The sequence below is a fragment of the Flavobacterium anhuiense genome, assembly GCF_004151235.1.
Lineage (GTDB): Bacteria > Bacteroidota > Bacteroidia > Flavobacteriales > Flavobacteriaceae > Flavobacterium > Flavobacterium anhuiense_A.
The window spans coordinates 20,108-43,524 of the sequence record NZ_JUIV01000002.1 but is presented as its reverse complement, the minus strand read 5'-3'; the positions used below and the strand labels follow the sequence as shown (position 1 = coordinate 43,524).

Annotated in this window: 21 protein-coding genes and 1 tRNA gene; 14 read left to right on the top strand and 8 right to left on the bottom strand. The window is 31.2% G+C overall.

Translation table 11 applies throughout. The annotated features are described in order from the left end of the window. Positions 1-21: 21 nt before the first annotated feature. Positions 22-291: a DUF1294 domain-containing protein gene (locus NU08_RS02965; protein ID WP_129745794.1), complete on the top strand. Its 270-nt coding sequence runs from the start codon at positions 22-24 to the stop codon at positions 289-291. A 139-nt stretch (positions 292-430) separates the two neighbouring features. Here the strand turns inward: NU08_RS02965 and rpiB are convergent, their stop codons facing one another. After that, entirely contained in the window at positions 431-862 is a 432-nt protein-coding gene (gene rpiB, locus NU08_RS02960; protein WP_008465784.1) for a ribose 5-phosphate isomerase B, read from the bottom strand. A gap of 806 nt (positions 863-1,668) precedes the next feature. After that, positions 1,669-1,902 carry a putative signal transducing protein gene (locus NU08_RS02955; protein WP_111368335.1) on the bottom strand — a complete coding sequence of 78 codons (234 nt, stop codon included), beginning with the start codon at positions 1,900-1,902 and terminating at the stop codon, positions 1,669-1,671. A gap of 110 nt (positions 1,903-2,012) precedes the next feature. On the opposite strand from NU08_RS02955, the gene rnr reads away from it, so the two are divergent. Genes rnr through NU08_RS02940 form a run of 3 tightly spaced genes read left to right on the top strand, consistent with a single transcriptional unit; the run spans position 2,013 to position 5,581 of the window. Further along, a complete protein-coding gene (rnr, locus tag NU08_RS02950; protein ID WP_129745793.1) occupies positions 2,013-4,196 on the top strand; it encodes a ribonuclease R in 2,184 nt (727 codons plus the stop codon). Between the two features lie 22 nt (positions 4,197-4,218). Further along, positions 4,219-4,887, top strand: coding sequence for a head GIN domain-containing protein (locus tag NU08_RS02945; RefSeq protein ID WP_129745792.1), 669 nt, complete (start codon positions 4,219-4,221; stop codon positions 4,885-4,887). Between the two features lie 13 nt (positions 4,888-4,900). Beyond that, positions 4,901-5,581, top strand: coding sequence for a LysE family translocator (locus NU08_RS02940; protein WP_111378732.1), 681 nt, complete (start codon positions 4,901-4,903; stop codon positions 5,579-5,581). A 442-nt stretch (positions 5,582-6,023) separates the two neighbouring features. Here the strand turns inward: NU08_RS02940 and NU08_RS22215 are convergent. The 4 genes from NU08_RS22215 to NU08_RS02925 form a co-directional block, all read right to left on the bottom strand. Continuing rightward, positions 6,024-6,094, bottom strand: a tRNA-Cys gene (locus NU08_RS22215). Positions 6,095-6,188: 94 nt separating this feature from the next. Beyond that, on the bottom strand, positions 6,189-6,548 hold the full coding sequence (gene folB, locus NU08_RS02935; RefSeq protein ID WP_129745791.1) for a dihydroneopterin aldolase: 360 nt from the start codon (positions 6,546-6,548) through the stop codon (positions 6,189-6,191). Positions 6,549-6,551: 3 nt separating this feature from the next. Next, positions 6,552-6,848, bottom strand: coding sequence for a hypothetical protein (locus NU08_RS02930; protein WP_129745790.1), 297 nt, complete (start codon positions 6,846-6,848; stop codon positions 6,552-6,554). Further along, on the bottom strand, positions 6,848-7,069 hold the full coding sequence (locus tag NU08_RS02925) for a hypothetical protein (RefSeq protein ID WP_129745789.1): 222 nt from the start codon (positions 7,067-7,069) through the stop codon (positions 6,848-6,850). Before NU08_RS02925 ends, NU08_RS02930 begins: the two co-directional genes overlap by 1 nt. Before the next feature lie 151 nt (positions 7,070-7,220). Here NU08_RS02925 and NU08_RS02920 point away from each other — a divergent pair, with 151 nt between their 5' ends. The 5 genes from NU08_RS02920 to NU08_RS02900 all read left to right on the top strand — a co-directional run bounded on the left by NU08_RS02920 (position 7,221) and on the right by NU08_RS02900 (position 12,139). Continuing rightward, positions 7,221-9,338 carry a glutamine--tRNA ligase/YqeY domain fusion protein gene (locus tag NU08_RS02920; RefSeq protein ID WP_129745788.1) on the top strand — a complete coding sequence of 706 codons (2,118 nt, stop codon included), beginning with the start codon at positions 7,221-7,223 and terminating at the stop codon, positions 9,336-9,338. A gap of 1,216 nt (positions 9,339-10,554) precedes the next feature. Continuing rightward, positions 10,555-11,034 carry a hypothetical protein gene (locus NU08_RS02915; protein WP_091129193.1) on the top strand — a complete coding sequence of 160 codons (480 nt, stop codon included), beginning with the start codon at positions 10,555-10,557 and terminating at the stop codon, positions 11,032-11,034. 93 nt (positions 11,035-11,127) lie between these two features. Continuing rightward, positions 11,128-11,454: a YtxH domain-containing protein gene (locus NU08_RS02910; protein ID WP_008465774.1), complete on the top strand. Its 327-nt coding sequence runs from the start codon at positions 11,128-11,130 to the stop codon at positions 11,452-11,454. Between the two features lie 77 nt (positions 11,455-11,531). Next, a complete protein-coding gene (locus NU08_RS02905; protein ID WP_091129197.1) occupies positions 11,532-11,882 on the top strand; it encodes a competence protein in 351 nt (116 codons plus the stop codon). Between the two features lie 2 nt (positions 11,883-11,884). Beyond that, positions 11,885-12,139: a DUF6327 family protein gene (locus NU08_RS02900; RefSeq protein WP_129745787.1), complete on the top strand. Its 255-nt coding sequence runs from the start codon at positions 11,885-11,887 to the stop codon at positions 12,137-12,139. Between the two features lie 31 nt (positions 12,140-12,170). On the opposite strand, the gene NU08_RS02895 is transcribed toward NU08_RS02900, so the two are convergent. Both NU08_RS02895 and gltX read right to left on the bottom strand, forming a co-directional pair. Further along, positions 12,171-13,154: an SPFH domain-containing protein gene (locus NU08_RS02895; protein ID WP_129745786.1), complete on the bottom strand. Its 984-nt coding sequence runs from the start codon at positions 13,152-13,154 to the stop codon at positions 12,171-12,173. A gap of 252 nt (positions 13,155-13,406) precedes the next feature. Then, positions 13,407-14,912 carry a glutamate--tRNA ligase gene (gene gltX, locus NU08_RS02890; protein ID WP_129745785.1) on the bottom strand — a complete coding sequence of 502 codons (1,506 nt, stop codon included), beginning with the start codon at positions 14,910-14,912 and terminating at the stop codon, positions 13,407-13,409. A gap of 164 nt (positions 14,913-15,076) precedes the next feature. Here gltX and NU08_RS02885 point away from each other — a divergent pair, with 164 nt between their 5' ends. The 5 genes from NU08_RS02885 (at position 15,077) to NU08_RS02865 (ending at position 23,369) form a co-directional block, all read left to right on the top strand. Continuing rightward, positions 15,077-18,478, top strand: coding sequence for a DUF4175 family protein (locus NU08_RS02885; RefSeq protein WP_129745784.1), 3,402 nt, complete (start codon positions 15,077-15,079; stop codon positions 18,476-18,478). Continuing rightward, positions 18,475-18,894 (top strand): rRNA maturation RNase YbeY, encoded by a 420-nt coding sequence (gene ybeY / locus NU08_RS02880; RefSeq protein WP_091490075.1) that lies wholly within the window; start codon positions 18,475-18,477, stop codon positions 18,892-18,894. Before NU08_RS02885 ends, ybeY begins: the two co-directional genes overlap by 4 nt. A 556-nt stretch (positions 18,895-19,450) precedes the next feature. Then, on the top strand, positions 19,451-21,322 hold the full coding sequence (gene mnmG / locus NU08_RS02875; protein ID WP_129745783.1) for a tRNA uridine-5-carboxymethylaminomethyl(34) synthesis enzyme MnmG: 1,872 nt from the start codon (positions 19,451-19,453) through the stop codon (positions 21,320-21,322). Positions 21,323-21,700: 378 nt separating this feature from the next. Further along, entirely contained in the window at positions 21,701-22,549 is an 849-nt protein-coding gene (locus tag NU08_RS02870) for a class I SAM-dependent methyltransferase (protein WP_129745782.1), read from the top strand. Between the two features lie 235 nt (positions 22,550-22,784). Further along, positions 22,785-23,369: an OmpH family outer membrane protein gene (locus NU08_RS02865; protein WP_066033199.1), complete on the top strand. Its 585-nt coding sequence runs from the start codon at positions 22,785-22,787 to the stop codon at positions 23,367-23,369. The last annotated feature ends 48 nt before the right edge of the window (positions 23,370-23,417 follow it).

The following is a 23,417-nucleotide window of genomic DNA, read 5'->3' as shown; positions in this document are numbered from 1 at the left end:
TTTGTTTTTAATTTTAAGCTAATGGAAGTTTTATTACTATATTTTTTATTTATAAACATTCTCGTTTTTATTTTCGCGGGATATGACAAATCTCAAGCCCGAAAAAATAACCGACGTGTTCCAGAAAAAACCTTGTTTCTCATGGCTTTAACTGGTGGATCGCCAGGGTTATTAACAGCGATGTTATTATTTAGACATAAAACGAGTAAAACTTCTTTTATTGTGAAGTTTGCCGTGATTTTACTAATTCAAGTGGCTCTTATACTTGCTTATATAAATTATAAAAAGTAGATATTAACATTGTTGATAACTCAAAAATTACATTTTAAAATACTGAATAATAAATACTTAAAATAAAAAACCGAGCAAATTAAAAATCGGCCCGGTGTGTTTATGAATAGGTGCGAAGCACCGAATTTTTTTTGACTTTTTATGCGCAAGCAATTTTATTCACTCTATTTTGGTGTCTGCCGCCTTCAAACGCTGTATCAAGAAAAGTTTCAACGATTTCAACAGCTTGATGAATAGAGGTAAATCTCGCTGGAATACTCACAATATTGGCATCATTATGTAAACGTGTCAAATACGCGATTTCTTTAGTCCAGCATAAACCAGCTCTTACTTTCGGGTGTTTATTAACAGTCATCGCGATTCCGTTTCCGCTTCCGCAGATTACGATTCCAAAATCAGCTTTTCCTTCAGATACATCATTGGCAACTGGATGTCCAAAATCTGGATAATCTACAGAAGCATCAGTATCTGTACCGTAGTTAGTTACTTCATATCCTCTAGCTTTCAGCATTTCAACAATTGCTTTTTTATATTCTGGTCCTGCGTGGTCGTTTCCTATCGAAATTTTCATTTTTCTATACTATTAAGTTGTGTTATGCAAATTTACTCAATTAATAAATGGTTGCCACGAATTACACCAATTTTCACAAATTTTTTTCTTTTCAAATACTATATAAACATTCCAATATAAATTCGCGTTCATTCGTCAAATTAATGGTAGAAAAAATAAGAATCACAACTATCTTACTGTCAAAACCTTATAGGTTATTAACATTTTTGATAACTCTATAACTATCTCACAATCAATGAAGAATAAACAGAATATTTGTTAAAATTTTGAGGTGTTAATAGGAGTTTGTAATTGCTTGATATTCAATTAACTTTAAGTTAACAGAAAATGTTAATAAGTTCGAAAAGAAAATTAGAAGTTTTTTTTGGTTATTTCGGAAAAATACCTAATCCAAAACTGGATTTAAATATGCAAGAAAAGTTTCGTGAATTTTTGGAAAAGTTATCAATATCAAAAATACCATTTTCAACAGAAATCAACATATCAACTTATCTACAAAATCAATTCAATTTTGGTTGTCAACCGTTGTTAATTAAAATACAAAAAGTCTTATAAATAAGTAATTTAACTAAAAATAACTATGTTGATAACTCAGAATAAATAAGTAAAACGAGATTTCAATGGCTTCAAAAAAAAAATTATTCGACATATTAACAAGCTATAATAACAACCAAATTTTTTTAAATTTTAAAAATTCTTTTTTGTTGTATTTAATATATGTTGAAAACTAAAAAAGTTGAAATTGAAAAATTTTGATTTGAGTTTGAATTTTACTCTGATTTTGAATTGAGTTTTGAATTTTTGTTTCAGACGATTTTAAGCGGATTGTTGAGATTGTCTAGAATTTGCTGGACTTCTTCGAAATCGTTTGGATGGACTTTGAGTTTGATTCCGCCCAGTGCATTGGAGTAAAATGGCATTACAGAGAGCGTCATTTCGTTTTCAAAAAAATAAGGGATTCCTTCTTGTTCCAGTAAGTGTTTGAGAACTACGGTTTCGTGCAGATAATTGAATACGGCGATCGTTTTAAAGCTTTCCATATTAGGTCTTTTTGTAAATGTACGAAAAGTTATAATTTTAATAATTCTATTTGTTAAAATCTGTAATCTGATTTCTTATTCGTAATTTTAAACCTTATTAGAAAAGATATATGAGTAAGAAAATTAGAAAGCCGATAAAAAAAGAGAAAGATTTCTCTGGGAAAATCCTGAAGATTTTATCGCAAAATGCTAATAAGCCATTCAATTACAAACAGATAGGAGCAAAGCTAGAACTTGATGATACAAAAAGCAGAAATCAGATTATAAAAGATCTAAAGATTCTGGCAGCTCAGAAGAAAATAGTAGAAACAGAACCTGGAAAATACTTAGTAAAAGCTGTAAGTCAGGATTACTATGAAGGAACGATAGATATGACGAGCAGAAAAACGGCATATTTTATTTGTGACGAGTTTGAAGAAGATGTTTTTATTCCGACCAATAATTTGAATCGTGCTTTAGATAAAGACAAAGTAAAAGTTTACGTTTATAACAGAAGAAAAGGAAAAAGACCTGAAGGTGAGGTTATTGAAGTTATAGAAAGAGATAAAACAGAGTTTGTAGGTGTAATTGATATGCAGCCAAATTTTGCTTTTGTTTCTACTGCAAATCCTAAAATGTATACCGATATTTTTATCCCTAAAGATAAAATTGGTGAAGCAGAAAACGGTGACGTTGTTTTAGTTAAGATTGAAGATTGGCCAAAAAGAGCCGATAGTCCGTTTGGATCTGTAATTAGAGTTTTAGGAAAACCTGGAGAACATAATACTGAAATTCATGCTATTTTAGCAGAATATGGTTTGCCTGCAGATTTCCCTGTAGAAGTAGAAGTTTTTGCACAAAAGTTAGATACCTCCATTCAGGAATCTGAGATTGCAAAACGTCGTGATATGCGTGATACGCTTACATTTACGATAGATCCAAAAGATGCAAAAGATTTTGATGATGCCTTGTCTTTCAAAAAGTTAGAAAATGGAAACTTCGAAATTGGAATTCATATTGCCGATGTTTCGTATTATTTGGAAGAAGGAACAATCCTTGATGATGAAGCGTATCAAAGAGCAACTTCTGTATATTTAGTGGATAGAGTAGTGCCAATGCTTCCAGAAGTATTGTCTAACTTTGCTTGTTCGCTTCGTCCGAATGAAGAGAAATATACTTTCTCTGCAATATTTGAAGTTTCTCCAACAGCTCAGGTTATCAACCAATGGTTTGGAAGAACTGTAATTTATTCAGATCAGCGTTTTGCTTATGAAGAGGCTCAGCATATTATTGAAACAAAAGGAAATAATACAATTCCAGTTGATATTTCTATTACTGGAGAATCATACGTAGTTTCAGATGAAATTGTTGAAGCGACTTTAAAACTAGATGAATTGGCTAAAATTTTAAGAAAGAAAAGAATGCAGCAAGGCGCTATTTCTTTTGATAAAGTTGAAGTGAAATTTAATCTTAATGAAGAAGGAGAACCAGAAGGAGTGTACTTCAAAATCTCAAAAGATGCTAATCATTTGATTGAAGAATTTATGCTTTTGGCCAATAGAAAAGTGGCTGAATATATTGGAAAACAAAAGAAAACCTTTGTTTACCGTATTCACGACGAGCCAAATGAAGATAAACTGATTGCAATGCAAACTGTAATTGCTAAGTTTGGTTATAAAATTGATTTTAGAACAAAAGGCGATATAGCCAAATCTATAAATGCTTTAATGGAAGAAGTTAGCGGTAAGAAAGAACAAAATCTTATTGATACTCTTGCCATTAGAAGTATGAGTAAAGCCAAATATTCAACAGATAATATTGGACATTATGGTTTAGCTTTTGATTATTACAGCCACTTTACATCGCCAATTCGTCGTTATCCAGACGTAATGGTACACCGTTTGTTGCAATATTATCTGGATGGAGGAGCTTCTGTAGATGAAGAAACCTACGAAACCAAATGTCTGCACTGTTCAAACATGGAAAACTTAGCCACAAATGCTGAGCGTGACAGTATCAAATACATGCAGGTTAAATACATGCAGGATCATCAGGACGAAGAATTCCTTGGCGTTATTTCTGGTGTGACTGAATGGGGAATTTATGTTGAAATCGTTTCTAACAAATGTGAAGGAATGGTAAGAATCAGAGAAATAAAAGAGGATTACTATACTTTTGACGAAAGACAATATGCATTGGTTGGAGCAACTTCAAACCGTTTACTGCAATTAGGAGACGAAATTTATGTGAAAGTTAAAAATGCCGACTTAGTGAAAAAACAACTTGATTTTCATTTTTTAAGACGAGCAGAATAAATATTAATTTAAGAATAAAAGTATGAAAAAGCTAATTATAGGAGCAGCAATTTTATTTGTACAAATGTCTTTTGGTCAAGTTACCAAAGAGTTAGGTGATTTTGATACCGTAAAAGTATTTGATAAATTAAGTGTAAAATTAGTTCAAGGATCTGAAAATAAAATTGTTATAAAAGGTACTAGAGAAGCAGAATTAGAAGCTGTGAACAAAAACGGTATTTTAAAGCTAAGAATGCCTTTTCCAAAATTGCTGTCAGGAAATGATCTTGAAGTAACTTTGTATTACAAACATTTAGAATTAATTGATGTTAATGAAGGAGCAGAGGTAAAAAGCAATGAAGCTATCAAAGCTACTTCTTTTAAAGTTAGCGCTCAGGAAGGCGGTCTTATTAACGTTGATTTGGATGTTGATAAACTAAAAGTAAGCTCTGTTTCAGGAGGTAAAATTACATTAACTGGAAAAGCTGCCAACCAAGATGCAAGTTTAGGAGCTGGAGGGTATTTACTAGCGAGTAAATTGGAAACGTCTCAGACTACTGTAAGCGTTTCTGCGGGCGGAAAAGCAGATGTTAATGCTTCTACCCTTGTCGATGCAAAAGTAAGCGCAGGAGGCTCTATTTACATTTATGGAAAACCAAAGCAAATAAACCAAAAAACAGTTTTTGGCGGTAAAATCGAAGAAGTAAAATAACAAGTAGTAATTGATGATTAATGATATTCTAGCGGGACTTCCTTGGGGACTTGTTCTTAGTTTTATGGTAGGTCCTGTATTTTTTGTTTTATTAGAAACCAGTATTACAAAAGGATTTAGAGCTGCAATTGTTTTTGATTTAGGAGTAGTATTAGGTGATATTTTCTTTATTGCTATTGCTTATCTTGGAAGTTATAGGCTGATTTCTAGTTTAAAAGATGATCCAGCACTTTTTATTTTTGGCGGAATAATTATGCTTTCTTATGGTATCATTTCGTTTGTGAAACTAAAGAAAGAAGAAAAAATAAACGATGAAGAAATTGATCGTGATATTCTGAAAAGAAACTATGGTAGTTTGTTTGTAAAAGGATTTTTACTGAATGTTATTAACATTGGTGTTCTTGGTTTCTGGCTTGCCGTTATTATTTCTGTAGGTCCAAAATTAGATATGCAGACTCCTAGAATGATGACATTTTTTACTGCTGTAATTATCACTTATTTGTTAATTGATTGTGCTAAAATTTTATTAGCCAAACAGTTAAAATCAAAAATGACTCCAACTAATATCCTTAAAATTAAAAAGGGAATTAGCGTGGTTTTAATGGTTTTTGGATTTGCTTTAGTAATCCAAGGCTGGTTTCCGAAAGAGAAAGAAATGGTTAAAAATGCTTTCGAAAGAATAGAGAAGAAGTAGTTGTTAATAACCCAACTTATAAATTAAAAACCTCTGAATTTCAGAGGTTTTTTTGTGTTTATAAGTCATTGAGAGGAACGAAGTAATTTCATTAGAACTTTGAAAAAGTTGACTTTGTTTGTCATTTCGACGAAGGAGAAATCTCCGCAAGTAACTCCGCAACAATTATCCAATCTTTGTAGAGCTTCTAGTGGAGATTTCTCCTTCGTCGAAATGACATAATTGTGTATAATTACGTGAAATAGAAAACCCGACAGATTTTTAAAACCTGTCGGGTTTATTTACAAGCTTTAATAATTAATTTTTCCTAAAAATTGGACATAAAAAAAACTTCAAATTGCTTTGAGGGTTTTGAGTTTCGTCAGGATTCGAACGTATATTCTAATTAATTTTCTAAAAATTAACCATAAAAAAAACCTTCAAATTGCTTTGAAGGTTTTAGAGGCATCGTCCGGATTCGAACCGGAGTAGGAGCTTTTGCAGAGCCCAGCCTAGCCGCTCGGCCACGACGCCATTACTTGAACGGTTGGCAAAAGTAACTAAAATCTTTAAATTTCAAAAGTTTCATAGTAACTATTTTAAAATTTTAGGATTTTAATTTTGAATATTACTTTCTAATTTCCGTCATTTTTATAGTAACTGACTCAACATCACCACCAATAGGCGGATTAATTTTAGAAACCCAAACTGTTGTTTTTTCTACAGTTTCTATCTCTGCCAGCACACGAATATTGATTCTTTTGGCTACATGTTCTAATAAATGCGAACGAATTGCCATTTCTTCCGTCACAATTTTGTTCAAATGAACATAGTCAACAGTGTCTAAAAGATGATCTGTTTCTGCTGATTTCTGTAAATTGGTTTTAATTTTTAGATCTACTGTGTAATCAGATCCAATTTTTCCTTCTTCAATTAAACATCCGTGATAAGAAAAAGTACGGATATTTTTAAGTTTAATGATTCCCATTTTTTATAATTTTATTCTTGTGGTGTTTGGATTTTGATAATTGGATGTTACAGCATATACTGTAACTATTTTGTTAATTTCATCAACTGTAAAATGAATAGTGTATGGGAATTTTTTCAAAGGTAAGATTCTAATTATATTATACTTTTCTTCAAAAAATGGAAAAGTATTTAAAGTATCTACATACTTTTGATATTCATTAAAAAATTTTGTTCCTAAACCATCAGAAAGAGATTCATAATATTCAGCAATTTCATCTACTTCTAATTCAGCTCTTAAAAGAATATTTATTTCGAACATTACTTCTTATTCCATTTAGCATTGAGTCTTTTTTTAGATTCTTCCCAACTAATAAAATCCTCTGGTTTAGCATTTTTTACACGATCCAAAACCATTTCTTGTTGCCATAGCGGAATTTCATTCTCAACATTTTCATCAATGGAAACATCAGGAACATGTTTGAAAAAACTAATAAAAGTTTCGTAGAAATCGTCTGGAATCGTAACGGTTAATTGTCTCATAATTCTTAATATTTATACAAAAGTACTAAATAAATTAATCTTAGGTTTTAGCTTTAACGTTTCATGTTTTCAGTAAGTTTCCAAAGAAAACCATAAACCATAAACTATAAACTGTAAACTTTTTTATCTTTGCTAAAATTACTATAAAATAATGGCATCAGAAGAGAAATCACTCAATTTTATTGAACAAATCATAGAGGAAGACGTAAAATCAGGTCTTTCAAATACTAAACTTCGCTTTCGTTTTCCACCAGAACCTAATGGATATTTACACATTGGACACGCGAGTTCTATTGCGTTAAATTTTGGTTTAGGAATTGATTATCAATCTCCTGTGAATTTACGTTTTGATGATACAAATCCTGAGAAAGAAGAGCAGGAATTTGTTGATGCTATTAAAAAAGATGTAGAATGGCTAGGTTATAAATGGGCTGAAGAATGTTATGCATCAGATTATTTCCAACAATTGTACGATTGGGCAGTTTTATTAATTAAAAAAGATAAAGCTTACGTTGACAGTCAAAGTTCTGAAGAAATGGCGATCCAGAAAGGAACTCCAACAACTCCAGGAACTGATAGTCCGTACAGAAATCGTTCTGTTGAAGAAAATTTAGATTTATTCGAAAGAATGAAAAATGGTGAATTTGAGGCTGGTACACACATTCTTCGTGCAAAAATTGATATGAAATCGACCAATATGTTGATGCGTGATCCTATCATGTATAGAATTTTACACAAACATCACCATAGAACAGGAGATGCTTGGAAAATCTATCCAATGTACGATTGGGCACACGGACAAAGTGATTATTTAGAGCAAATTTCTCACTCATTTTGTACACTTGAATTTTTGCCTCACCGTGAATTATACGATTGGTTTTTAGATCAAATTTTTGATGAAAATAAACTGCGTCCAAAACAAAGAGAATTTGCAAGACGTAACTTATCACATACTGTTGTTAGTAAAAGAAAATTACAGCAACTAGTTAAAGAAAAGCATGTTAACGGTTGGGATGATCCTAGAATGTCAACCATTTCTGGATTAAGAAGACGCGGATATACAGCTGCTTCTTTACGTAATTTTGCTAACACAATTGGTATTGCAAAACGTGATAACTTGATCAATGTATCGGTTTTAGAATTCTGTATTCGTGAAGATTTGAACAAAATTGCACCGCGTGTAATGGCTGTTTTAGATCCTGTAAAATTGGTAATTACCAATTATCCAGAAGGAAAAGAAGAGTGGTTGGAAGCTGAAAATAATCAGGAAGATGAAAGTGCTGGATTCAGAAAAGTGCCTTTTTCTAGTGAATTATACATAGAAAGAGAAGACTTTTTAGAAGAAGCTCCAGCTAAGTTTTTCCGTTTGACTTTAGGAAAAGAAGTTCGTCTTAAAAATGCTTATATCATTAAAGGTGAATCTGTTATAAAAGATGAAAATGGAAATATAACAGAAATTCATGTAACCTATGATACTGATTCTTTAAGCGGAAGCGGAACTGAAGCAAGCCAAAGAAAAGTATCTGGAACATTGCATTGGGTTTCTATCAAACATGCTTTGGAAGCAGAAGTTCGTTTGTACGATCGTTTGTTTACAGATGAAGCTCCAGACAGTTATAAAGAGAAGAATTTCTTAGATTTTGTGAATCCAAATTCGTTAGAAATTGTAACTGGATATGTTGAACCAAGTTTATCAACAGCTCAAAATGAAGATAAATTCCAGTTTCAACGTTTAGGTTATTTTACTGTTGATAAAGACTCAACTCCTTCAAAATTAGTATTTAACAAAACAGTTGGATTGAAAGATGCTTGGGAAGAAAAAGGTAAAAAAGAAGAAAACAGCATCAATAATTCTTTGAAAGATATCAACAAATATTTTAAAGTTGAAACTAAAGCTGAAAGAATTGCAATTGAAAGTGCGATAGGAGAGAACATCAAAAACATCTCTAGTTTTTCACTTTTACAAAATTCTTTGAAGAAAAATATCAACAATAATAAGGCTTCGCTGTTGTTTTCTCAGTTTATTTTAAAATATTCAAACTGGAAATCAACAGATTTTGAAGAAGAAGATATTAAGAAATTATATTCAATGTCTTTAAAAAGTGAATCGACTTATGTAAGATCAAAAGCACTTTTGAATTTAAGAGATATTGAAAGTGAAGATTTGAAAAATCAATTTTCAGACGAAATTTTAAAATTATATTCAAATCCACCAAAAAATGCTTCTGAAAGAGAAATTAAAATTCTTTCTGAAATGGTGAAGAAGTAATATCAACTAAATTTATGAAAAGCGCTTTTATAAGCGCTTTTTTTTATTATATAGATTTACTATTGAAATTTAGAATATTATAACTTTTATAAATTAAAATAGACTTTCATAAATTGATTTTAAAAGAAAATAAAAAAATGTTGGATAAGGAATTCATTTTTTTAATTTTTGTCTACCTAAAAGCTTTATTTTAATTTTGGTCTTTTTTAGCTCCTAATTTTTAGCATCAAACTTTATAATATAGTTTTAATTGATATTATTTATGTATTTAATTATATGTATTTATTATTTATAAAATCTATAATATTTATAATTTTAATTTATTTTTTGAATTAAAAATGACTTTCATAAATTGTCTTTAAGCTAATATAAAAAATGGTTGAATATAGAAGACCTTTTTTTGTTTTCTATTCCTTAAAATTCTTTATTTCAATTTTTCTCTTTTTTAGTTCAAGTTTTCTTCTCAAAAAAATAAAATTAAAGTTTTTTCTTATTTTTTAAATTTTTGACTTCAATTTTTGTAATTATAAGTTTTGATGATTATTATAAATTAAAATTTAGATTTTGACTATTATTTATAAAACTGACCATAGAATTTAAAACAATAGTTTTTTATTATTTTTTAAGTCCTTGACTTTAATTTTGTACCTATAACTTTTTATTATTAATTTATTAAAATTTTAGTTTTTAATTATTATTTATAAAAATGATTATAAGTATAAAAATAATAGTTTTTATATATTAATTTTAACCTTCATAAATTGATTTTAAGACGTTTTTTAAAGTGAATTGATAGATAACTCATTTTTTGAATTATTGTTTATTTAAAGCCTTTATTTTAATTTTTACTGTTATTTTAGTCAGTTTAACGGCTTGTTAACACACAATTGTTTATAAAGTTGCTATTTTTAACTCAATACCAAAAGTCAGAGATGATTTTTGTAAAAAATTAAAATTTGCCGTAAAGAATCTAAGTTGAAAATGTATTGTTTTTAGAAACTCGTAATTTTTATGACAATGGATTTTCAAAACTGATTTCCCAAAAAGACAATTTTATGTTCTCATTTTTATTATGATGCAATTTTGATAATATTTCCCGTAAAAAGATATTTTTCAAATTGTATTGTAATAACAAAATTCCATAATGTTGAATTTGAGTGAAAGTTTAGTTTTTAAATTTCAATTCTGACAATTTTTAATTTAAATCTAATTTATCATGAAAATTTTATATTTCGCAGTAGCACTATTATTTGCAAACGTAGCAATTTCACAAACACATCAAATTACAAAACACAATGGAGAACAGCTTGATGTAAATTTTATTAAAAACGAAAATGGTTTTGTTTATTATTCTTTAAATGGAAGTTCTGAAGAAATCAAAATTAGCAAACATGCTGTTTCATCAATTACAAACAAGCAAACAAAACAAACTCAGAAAATTTCTGATAAAATAGTAGTTGATTCTAAAGACGATTACAAAATGGTAACTGTTCTTCCACAAGAAAAAACAATAGGACTGAAACAGGCAGCTAGTTTTACAGGAGTCTCAACAAGGACAAAAGGTGAACCGCCAATTGCAAATCAGAAACAGACTGCTATGAGAATCAAATCTAAATCGGCTTCAAATGGTTATCCTTTTGTTAGCATTGTCGAAAAAGCAGATGGTAAGTACGAAGCTGTGGCTTATGTGTATTAATAAGACTGTTAATTTTTTGTAAATTACAATATATCAAAGTTTTATCATTTTAAAAAAGAGTATCTTTATGAATAATTTTAAATTGTAACTATCATGTCTAAGAATTTAAATACAGCTGCAGCAATTTTGGCAGCAGCAGCAGCAGGAGCTGCAATCGGAATTTTATTTGCACCTGATAAAGGATCTAAAACTAGAGCAAAGATTAAAGAAGGTTTAGATGATGCAAGACATAATTTGAAAGATTCATTTGATGCAAGTTCAGAAGTTTTGCGTGAAAAGTTTGCTCATGCAAAGAAAAACCTGGATGGAACGTATGAAGATTTACTTTCAAATATGAGTTACAAAACAGAAGAAGTGATCACTTTTTTAGAAAGTAAACTTGCTGAACTAAAAGCACACAACGCTAAACTTCAGAAATAATATTTTTATAAAGCACATTACTTGCTTATTTTTATAAGACAGTTTTGTGCTTTTTTATTTTAAAAAAAATAGAATTTATGGCTTTTGAAGAATTAAAAGAAAACACTGAAAAAGTTCAAGATCAGGCTAAAGAATATATTGAAAGTCATTTAGCTTATTATAAACTTTGGGGTTTTAAGGTTGCAATGAAATCAACAACTTTAATCTTTAAGTTTACTTTGATATTATTGTGTTTCAGTATGGTTATGATTTTTGGATCTTTTGCCGCAGCGTATGCTTTTGGTTCTTTGTTTGAAAGTAATGCTCTCGGATTTTTGACCGTAGGAGGGATCTATTTGGTGCTGACTATTTTACTTTTCTTTGTAAAAGATAAAGTAGTAGAAGGGCCAATCTTGGAGAAATTTTCAGAAATCTTTTTTAATGATTAATTATGGAAAGAAAAAAATACTCTTCGTATGCTGAGATTGAAAGAGATCTGGAAATTTTGAAATTGGAAAAAGAAATCAATTATCAGAAATTGGTTTTAAGTTTTCAGAGAACAAAAGAAAGCATTACTCCGCAAAATATTGTAAATGGTTTTATTTCATCTTACACAGGTTATATCAAAAAATCATTTCCAGAAATTTTGCAATCCGTTTTACCATTTATCATCAGTTGGTTTATAAATAGAAAAAGAGGCGATTAAGCCTCTTTTTTATTTTTAATTAGTTTGTCAATTATTGTTGAACATCTGGTTGAATGTCATCTTCATAACCAGATTGTTTTGGTGTTTGTTTTGGTTTTTCAATTTTTTTAGTGTTCTTTTTCATCATTTCTCCAACTTGGTTAGAAGCTGAGAACGAAGCAACCATATTGTTTAACATGTCACTTCCGGCTTGTGGAGAATTTGGAAGAAGAATTAAGTTTGAGTTTGTGTCAGATCCAATAGATTGTAAAGTGTCATAATGCTGAGTAACTACAATCAGGGCAGAAGCTTCTTGAGAATTAATTCCAACTTGGTTCAAAACTTCAACACTTTCTACAAGACCTCTTGCAATTTCACGACGCTGGTCTGCAATACCTTGTCCTTGTAAACGTTTACTTTCTGCTTCGGCTTTTGCTTTTGCAACGATTCTAATTCTTGAACTTTCTGCTTCAAATTCTGCAGCAGTTTTTTCTCTATCGGCAGCATTAATTCTGTTCATTGCATTTTTTACTTGAATATCTGGATCAATATCAGTAACCAAAGTATTGATGATATCATATCCGTAAGTAGACATTGCTTCGTTCAATTCACGTTTTACTGCAACTGCAATATCATCTTTTCTTTCAAAAACATCATCCAGTTTTAGTTTAGGAACTTCGGCACGAACAACATCAAAAACATAAGAAGTAATTTGATCGTGTGGATACTCTAGTTTATAAAAAGCTTCATATACTTTTTCTTGAATAACTTTAAATTGAACAGAAACTTTCATTTTGATAAAAACGTTGTCTCTAGTTTTGGTTTCGATGATAACATCTAGCTGTTGGATTTTAAGATTTACACGTCCGGCCAATCTATCAACCAAAGGAATTTTAAGTTGTAATCCTGAATTTCTAACACTCTGAAATTTTCCAAATCTCTCGATAATTACTGATGATTGCTGTTTTACAGTAAAGAAAGACGACATGAAAATGAAGAATGCCAATACTAAAAAGATAATAAATGCTGTACTCATGGTTATGTAATTTATATTTATGATTCTGGTAAATTACGAAAATTCTTCTAAATTAAATTTTTTAAGCATTAAAAAAACGCTAAGAACATTTTGAAGATGTTACTTAGCGTTTACTTTTTTAAATCATTAAAGGCATTAAGATAATTAAGTCAAAACTTTGTCAAGACAATTAAGCTTTATGAACTTAAAAAACTTTCCTTTTTTACCATTAAGTTGAGCTTAATTTTCTTAATATCTTAATGGTAAATTTTTTTATAAAGTAGAAATCGCTTTCTGGATTCTAGAAATAGTTTCTTCTTTTCCAATGATTTCAACAATGTCAAATAGGTGAGGACCTTTCAAAGCTCCAACCAAACTTAGACGGAAAGGTTGCATTACTTTCCCCATTCCGATTTCGTTTTTAGTTAACCAATCTTTTACAATTGCTTCAATATTTGCAGAAGTAAAATCTTCGATATTTTCTAAAACAGAAATTAATTCCTGCATTAAAGTTGGAGTTTCTTCTTTCCAGTTTTTGCTTGCTTTTTCATCATAAGATGTTGGAGCCTGGAAAAAGAAATCGGTCAGATCCCAAAATTCAGAAACAAAATTTGCTCTTTCTTTAATCAAAGAGACAATACGAGTTGTCACTTCGATAGGAGTAGAGAAGCCTTTTTCTTCTAAAATAGGAGAGAAGCTTTTCGCCAAATCTGCATCATTTTGTTTTACTAAATATTGGTGATTGAACCATTTGTTTTTTTCTGGATCAAATTTTGCTCCAGCTTTGTGAACTCTGTTCAAGTCAAAAGATTGAGCTAATTCTTCTAAAGAAAATAATTCTTTATCAGTTCCGTCATTCCATCCTAATAAAGCAAGGAAGTTTACAACTGCTTCTGGGAAAAATCCTTTTTCTCTGTAACCAGATGAAACACCTTCTTCTGTTTTCCATTCTAAAGGAAATACAGGGAATCCCATTTTGTCTCCATCTCTTTTTGATAATTTACCATTTCCAATTGGTTTTAAAATCAAAGGTAAATGAGCAAATTCTGGAGCTTCCCAACCAAATGCTTTGTATAATAAAACGTGAAGAGGCATCGATGGCAACCATTCTTCACCACGAATTACGTGTGAAGTTTCCATCAAATGATCATCGACAATATTCGCTAAATGATACGTTGGCATTCCGTCACTTTTGAATAAAACTTTATCATCCAAGAGATTCGTTTCAAACTTAACATCACCACGAATAATATCTTTCAAATGTAAAGTTTCATCAACTGGAGTTTTAAAACGGATAACATAATGTTCTCCATTTGCAATTCTTTTAGCTGTTTCTTCTGCAGAAATTATTAAAGATGTATCTAACTTTTCACGATTGTGGTGATTGTAAATAAATGTTTTTCCTTCAGCTTCGTGTTGTTTTCTATGTGCATCCAAAGCTTCCGGAGTATCAAATGCATAATAAGCCCAGCCAGAATTGATCAACTGATCTGCATATTGCTGATATAAATCTTTACGTTCGCTTTGTCTGTATGGACCAAATTTTTCATTTTTTCCAACCGTTTCTTCAGGAGCAATTCCTAACCATTCAAGAGCTTCCATAATGTAAGCCTCTGCACCAGGAACAAAACGAGTTTGATCTGTATCTTCAATTCTCAGATAAAAAACACCGTTATGTTTCTTTGCAAATAAATAATTAAATAGGGCAGTACGAACTCCGCCAATATGTAACGGTCCAGTCGGACTTGGTGCAAAACGCACACGAACTTGCTTTGACATTTGTTTTAAATTTTGTTGCAAAGATACGTTTTATGATTTTAGATTTCAGAATGTTGATTTTAGATTTTAAAATCTTAGAACCTTAGTGTCTTAGTAACTTAGAATCTAAAAAAGGTATTATTATAATTACTACTTTTATAGGTTATAATTAAAACAGATTTATTTTGAAAACATCATCTGCTATATATCAAAAGTTAGAAGCTTTCATTAAGAAATATTATACCAACGAATTGATAAAAGGGATATTACTTTTTACCGGTTTTGGTTTATTGTATTTTCTATTTACGCTTTTTGTAGAGTATTTTCTTTGGCTAAAACCTATAGGAAGAACGTTTCTATTTTGGATATTTATTGCAGTTGAAGTTTTCCTTTTGGTACGTTTAATTCTGTTTCCATTGTTTAAATTATTTAAACTTCAAAAGGGAATTGATTATACTCAAGCTTCAAAAATTATTGGAAATCATTTCACAGAAGTAAGCGATAAGCTGACTAACTTTTTGCAATTGTCATCTGAAAATAATGCTGAAAGTTCGGAGTTAGTTTTAGCTTCAATTGAACAAAAAGCAAATTCTTTGCAACCAATTCCTTTTGGAAATGCTATCAATTTTAAAGCTAACAAAAAATATTTGCCATTAGCTTTAGTTCCAATTTTGCTTTTTGCTGTGTTTTATATTTCTGGAAATAGCAATATCATTTCACAGAGCTTGAATAGAGTAGTGCATTTCAATTCTGCATTTTTGCCACCAGCTCCATTTAAATTTGTGGTTTTGAATTCTAATTTGCAAGCAGAACAAAACAAAGATTTCGTGATTAAAATGGAATCTGTTGGAAAGGTTGTTCCTGAAAATGTGATGATTCATATTGGTGATGAAAGTTATTTTATGGAATCGTCTCAACCTGGAAAGTTTGAATTTAAAATTGAAAAACCTTCTGAAAATATTCAATTTTCTTTTGAAGGAAATTCGGTTGTTTCAGAAGAATATGAATTGAAAGTGATCACAGTTCCATCGATTGCAAACTTCGAAATGGTTTTAAATTTTCCTTCTTATCTAAAGAAAAAATCAGAGACAATTCAAGGAACAGGAAACGCAATTGTACCTGAAGGAACAACTGTAACTTGGAAAATGAACACCAAATCTACACAAGAAGTTGTATGGAAAAGAGATAATGAGGTATTTAATTTCAATAAGGCCGAAAATGAGTTTAAATTAGCTAAAAATATAAGTCAAAATACCGAATATCAAATACTTACGTCTAATGATAAAGTTAAAAACTATGAAAAACTAGATTATCAGCTGTCTGTGATCAAAGATCAGTTTCCAACCATCAATGTAGGTCCTGCGCCAGACAGTTTGAAGCTTGATAAAAACTATATTCTAGGAAGATTGGGTGACGATTACGGACTTTCGAAATTGCAAATTGTATACTACGAACGTAACAAACCTCAGTCTGCTAAACGTGGAAACATTCCTGTGAAGGCTGGAGTATTTGATCAGTTTGTTTTTAATTTTCCAAGCAATCTTCCAGTAGAAGAAGGAGTTTCATACGAATACTATTTTGAAGTTTTTGATAACGATGCACCACACGGATTTAAGAGTACAAAGTCTTCTACATTTTCAGATCGTGTAGCTACTACAGATGAAATTCAAGATCAGGAATTACAGCAGCAAAATCAAAACATCAATAGTTTATCTAAATCTTTGAAGAACCAAACGAAGCAAATTTCTGAAATGGATAAGCTTCAAAATACGGGAAAAGAAAAAGATAATTTAGAGTTTAAAGATCAGCAGAAGATCAATGATTTTATCAAACGTCAGAAGCAACAAGACGAAATGATGAAACAGTTTTCTGAGAAAATGAATCAGAATCTTGACAAGTTTAAAGATGATAAGAAAGATAAAACTGCTGAAGATTTACAAAAGCGTTTAGATAATGCTCAGAAAGATTTAGAAAAGAATCAGAAATTATTAGACGAATTAAAGAACTTAAATGATAAATTAAACAGTGAAGAACTGTTTGATAAGATGGAAAAGTTCAAACAAATCAGTAAAAACCAATCTCGTAATTTAGAACAATTGGTGGAATTAACCAAACGTTTCTATGTTTCAAAGAAAGCAGAGCAGGTTGCTGAGAAACTAAACAAACTGTCAGAACAACAGGAACAGTTATCTAATAAAGAGAAAGAAAATACTAAAGAGAAGCAGGATGAAATCAATAAATCTTTTGATAAGATTCAAGAAGATTTAAAAGATTTGAAAGAGGAGAATAAGACTTTAAAGAAACCTTTGGATATTCCGTCTGATGCTTCAAAAGAGAAAGATGTAGATAATGATCTTAATAAAGCTTCTGAAGAATTGAGTAAAAAGAATACATCTGGAGCTAAGCCAAAACAGAAAAGTGCGGCTAAGAAAATGAAGTCTATGGCTCAGGAAATGCAGAGCGAAATGGAAGGCGGAGAACAGGAACAATTAGAAGAAGATGTAGCAATGCTTCGTCAGATTCTGGATAACCTTTTGGCTTATTCTTTATCACAAGAAGATGTGATGAAACAGTTTAAAGCAATGAAATTAGGTTCTTCTACATTCACAAAAAACATTAAGATTCAGCAGAATTTGAAACAGCAATTCAGACATGTTGATGATAGTTTGTTTGCACTTTCATTACGTAATCCAAAGGTAGCTGAAGACGTTACCAAGGAAATTGGAAACGTACAATACAACATGGACAAGGCTATAGAAACCTTAACCGATGTTCAAATTCCAAGAGGAGTTTCGCACCAGCAATATGCAGTTTCATCAGCAAATAAGTTAGCTGATTTTTTAAGTGATTTATTAAATAACATGCAGATGTCTATGCCTAAACCGGGAGCAGGAAAACCTAAACCTGGGGACGGACAAGGAATGCAATTACCAGATATTATTCAGAAACAAAAAGGTCTTGCTGATAAAATGAAAGATGGAATGAAGTCTGGACAACAACAGGGAGATAAACCTGGCGAAGGTAAAGATGGAAAGTCTGGACAAGGACAAAACGGACAGGGTAAAGATGGTCAGGGCAAGGAAGGGCAAGGAAATAAAAGTAACGATAAAGGTACTTCTGGTAAAGATGGAAAAAGTGGAAAAGGAGAGAAGAATGGTAATGAAGGAGAAGATGGAGAAGGCGACGCAGAAGCAATAATGGAAATATACAAAGAGCAAGTTAAGCTTCGTGAAGCACTTCAAAAAGAATTAGCGAAGAAAGGTTTAGATGCTCAAGGAAGATCTGTAATTGATCAGATGAAACAATCAGAGAAACAGATTTTAAATAAAGGATTTAAGAACGAGAACCTGCAACGTATATTAAATATTCAACAAGAATTATGGAAATTGAACAATGCAGTTCAGCAACAAGGCCAGGATACACAAAGACAATCTGAAACAAATAAGGCTGAGTTTACGAATCGTTCGAATGCTTTACCAAGTTCACTATTGGAATATTTAAACAGTGTGGAGATATTAAACAGACAATCACTACCTTTGCGCTCGAATTTTAATCAAAAAGTTCAAGAATACTTTAATACAAAATGATAAATTTTAATTACGAAACAGATTTTACTTTAGGAGACGAGCAGGCTTTTAGTGACTGGTTAAGTGCTGTAATTGTTTCTGAAAACAAGAATGAAGGAGAGATCAATTATATATTTTGTGACGATGAATATCTGCATAAAATCAATGTTGAATATCTAGATCATGATACTCTTACTGATATTATCAGTTTTGATTATACAGTTGGTAACGAGTTAAATGGCGATATTTTTGTTTCTGTAGAACGTGTTGCAGACAATGCAAAAGACTTCAATGTTTCATTTGCCGAAGAACTTAAAAGAGTGCTGTCTCATGGTATACTACATTACTGTGGATACAAAGATAAGACAGATGAAGATGCTCAATTAATGAGGGCTAAGGAAGAGGAGAAGATGAAGATGTTTCACGTGGAACAGTAGTAAACATCTTGAAAAAGAATTTATGTTCCACGTGAAACGTTTTTAGATTTTGAATTTTTATAACGTTCCACGTGAAACATATTCAAATAAAATAAAAGAATTATACAACGTTCCACGTGGAACGTTGTATTGAAAATTCGAACAAGAGATTAAATCGTTCCACGTGGAACGATTTTTTAAAGTTTGAGTTTGAAATAAAAGAACAGGATGTTTCACGTGGAACATGATTTTAAAATGTTCTTTGGAAGTTTAGAATGGAAATTTAGAATAGAAGTTTAGAATGGAAGTTTAGAATGGAAGTTTAGAATGGAAGTTTAGAATGGAAGTTTAGAATGGAAGTTTTTGAGATGTTTCACGTGAAACACTTTTGAAGATTCTAGTTTGAAGATTCTAGTTTGAAGATTCCAGTTTGAAGATTCCAGTTTGAAGATTCCAGTTTTGGAATTTGGAATTTTAAAAATTGAAGATTAAATGATTTCGTTCCACGTGGAACAAGAAAAATATAAAAGTAATTCTAGAAACCGCGTTAGCGGTTTTTGGAGAATAATAAAACAAAATGTTTTTAGAAGAATACGATGTTATTGTGGTTGGTGCTGGCCATGCTGGTTCTGAAGCTGCAGCTGCGGCTGCAAATTTGGGATCGAAAACTTTATTGGTTACAATGAGTTTACAAAACATAGCACAGATGTCTTGCAATCCTGCGATGGGAGGAATTGCAAAAGGACAGATCGTTCGCGAAATTGATGCGCTTGGAGGATATTCAGGAATTGTTTCAGATCGTACGGCAATTCAATTCAAGATGCTGAACAAATCCAAAGGACCTGCTATGTGGTCGCCGAGAGTTCAAAGTGACAGAATGCGTTTTGCAGAAGAATGGAGAATGATGTTGGAAGCAACTCTAAATCTTGATTTTTATCAAGAGATGGTAAAAGGGTTGATTATTGAAGACGGAAAGATAAAAGGAATTAGAACTTCACTTGGTGTGGAGATTCGTTCCAAATCTGTTGTTTTGACAAATGGTACTTTTTTGAATGGTTTGATTCATATAGGAGAAAAACAATTTGGTGGAGGTAGAGCAGGAGAAAGTGCTGCAACCGGAATTACAGAAGATTTGATCAAAGCAGGTTTTGAAGCTGGAAGAATGAAAACAGGAACGCCACCTCGAGTAGATGGACGTTCTTTAGATTATTCTAAAATGAACGAAGAGAAAGGAGATGCAAAGCCAGATAAGTTTTCTTATTCAGATGTGACTTCTCCGTTAACGCATCAGCGTTCTTGTTACATGACGTACACTTCTTTGAATGTTCATGATATTTTGAGAGAAGGTTTTGATCGTTCTCCAATGTTCAATGGAAGAATTAAAAGTTTAGGACCAAGATATTGTCCATCGATTGAAGATAAGATTAATCGTTTTGCAGATAAAGAACGTCATCAATTATTTGTTGAGCCAGAAGGATGGAATACTTGTGAAGTTTATGTAAACGGATTTTCAACTTCGCTTCCAGAAGATATTCAATTCAAAGCGCTTCGTTCTGTAGCGGGTTTTGAAAATGTAAAATTCTTTAGACCTGGTTATGCTATCGAGTATGATTTCTTTCCGCCAACACAATTGAAACATACTTTGGAGACTAAACTTGTTGAAGGTTTATATTTTGCAGGACAGATCAACGGAACAACTGGATATGAAGAAGCAGCATCTCAAGGTTTGATGGCTGGAATAAATGCGCACTTGAAAGTACACGAAAAAGATCCATTGATTTTAAAACGTGATGAAGCGTATATCGGAGTTTTAATTGATGACTTGATTACGAAAGGAACAGAAGAACCATATCGTATGTTTACATCAAGAGCAGAATATAGAACTTTGTTGCGTCAAGATAATGCCGATTTCAGATTGACTCCAATGTCATATGAAATTGGTTTAGCTTCTGAAGCCCGTTTACGAAGAATGGAAAAGAAATTGAACGAGTCTGAAAAGATGGTTCAATTTTTTAAAGAAACAAGTGTTACGATTGCAGAAACAAACCCGATTTTGGAAGCGAAAGAATCAGCACCGATTTCACAAGGAGATAAAATGTTTAAGATTTTCTCTCGTCCGCAGATTGAATTGGAAGATATGTTGAAGTTTGAAAAAGTTTCAGCTTACATCGAAGAGAATAAACTTGATGAAGAGATTGTAGAGCAAGCGGTAATTCAGGTAAAATATTCTGGTTATATCGAAAAGGAAAGAAATAATGCAGATAAGTTGAATCGTTTGGAAGAAGTAAAAATTCCAGACAATTTTGATTATAACAAAATCAAATCAATGTCTATTGAAGCCAAACAGAAATTAAGCAAGATTCGTCCTGTAACCATTTCGCAAGCTTCAAGAATAAGCGGGGTATCACCAAGTGATATTTCCGTGCTTTTGATTTATATGGGAAGATAAAAATAGTTTACAGTCGCAGTTTTCAGTGTCCAGTTTTACTGCGACTGTAAACTGCGACTGAATACTATAAATGTTCCACGTGAAACTATTTTTTTTGGTTTTTATTTTCGAAATGCATTATAAATTAAAATCTAAATTCAGAAATCTAAAATTGATGCTGTTCCACGTGAAACCTTTTGCTAGAATTGAGATGGTTTTTACTTTTTTCAAATGGCAAAACTTGGTAATCGAAAAGATTTGCAATCATGTGAATTATCAAATTTTTTAAAGATCAAATAGAAATAAAAGAAGAATAAAAAAAATAAAATCCTAAAAGCGATAAAATTTCGTTTTTAGGATTTGCTATAAATTAAACCCAAATATCTATAAATTTTAAAAATGAACGTTTTAAACAAAAAACACTTTCTTACGGTTAAAGACCATTCTGTTTCAAAAGAAATTTTTGATTTGTATTATGATGAAGAATTAGACATGCTAGTTACTTCTCCACAACCTGAACTTCAAAATTTGGGTAAATATTACGAAAGCGAAGATTACATTTCGCATACAGATAACAAACGTTCGTTATTTGAAAAAGCCTATCATTTCGTAAAAAATATTGCGCTTAAGAATAAATTGAATTTAATTAATAGCCAGCAACCGAAAAAAGGAAAACTTTTGGATATTGGAGCTGGAACTGGAGATTTCCTTTTAACAGCAAAAAATGACGGTTGGGAAACAATTGGAGTAGAACCGAGCGATCGTGCTAAAAATATTGCGAAAGAAAAAGGAATTTCATTTGTAGAAGAAATTAGCGCTTTAGAAAGTAATTCTTTGGATGTAATTACCATGTGGCATGTTTTGGAACACGTTCCAAATCTGGAACATCAGATCCAAGAATTAAAGCGTTTATTAAAACCAACTGGAACATTAATTGTTGCGGTTCCAAACTACAAATCATTCGATGCGGGTCATTATGAAACTTTTTGGGCTGCTTATGATGTGCCAATTCATTTTTGGCATTTTTCAAAAAAATCAATCCAATTGCTTTTTGAAAGAGTAGATATGAAATTAGAAAAGATACTTCCAATGAAGTTCGATTCGTTTTATGTGAGCCTTTTATCAGAAAAATACAAAACAGGAAAGATGAATTACATCAAAGCATTTTTCATTGGTTTAAAATCAAACTGGAAGGCAAAAAGCTCAAAGGAATATTCTTCGCATATTTACGTTTTGAAAAATAAATAAAAATAAAAATCATTTAAAGCCGTTTTACCTCCAAAAGACAAGATGGCTTTTTTAGCTAATCCAAAACAAGACAAAAAACATCCAAAATATAGCGATAACATTGGTTTATGGCTATATTTTTTACTATAAATAAAAACAATATCATAAAATTTACGCATTTTTTAAACTTTATGTTGATGCTATTGATTTTTTTATATTTTTGTCTTCAATACTTAAAAAAATAGAATTATTAAAAATGAAAAAAGCATTAGTTATTATCGCACTTTCAGTTTTCGCAGTTTCTTGTAACAAAACAGCAGAGGTAAAGGAAGTAAAAACAGCTTACGTGGATACTTCGGTTTTGATGAAAGAATACACTGAGGCAAAAGATTTAGAGGCAAAGTACAAAGCTCAAGCGGAAGAAAAAGGGAGACAATTACAAGCTGAGATTTCACGTTTTAAACAAGACGCTGCTAATTTTCAAAGTCAAGCACAAGCAAACGGTCAAGCTTGGGCACAGCAAAGAGGTGCTGAATTGCAAAAAAGAGAGCAGCAATTAGGTTATGCACAACAAGCATTAGCTCAACAGTTACAACAAGAAAGTGGTGTTGAAATGGATTCTCTTGTTAGTGGAGTTAAAAAATTCATTAAAGATTACGGAAAGAAAAACGGTTACTCTTACATCTACGGAACAGGAGATGCTGCAACAATTTTGTATGCTGAAGAGAAATACGATATCACAAAAGAGATTATCAAAGCTTTAAATGATAAATACAAAGCAGAGCCAAAAGCAGATGCAAAACCAGCAGCTGAAACAAAAGAAGGCGAAGCAAAAAAATAAAAACTACCAAACTAACTAAATTACTGAAAACCTAAATCCACTAAGATT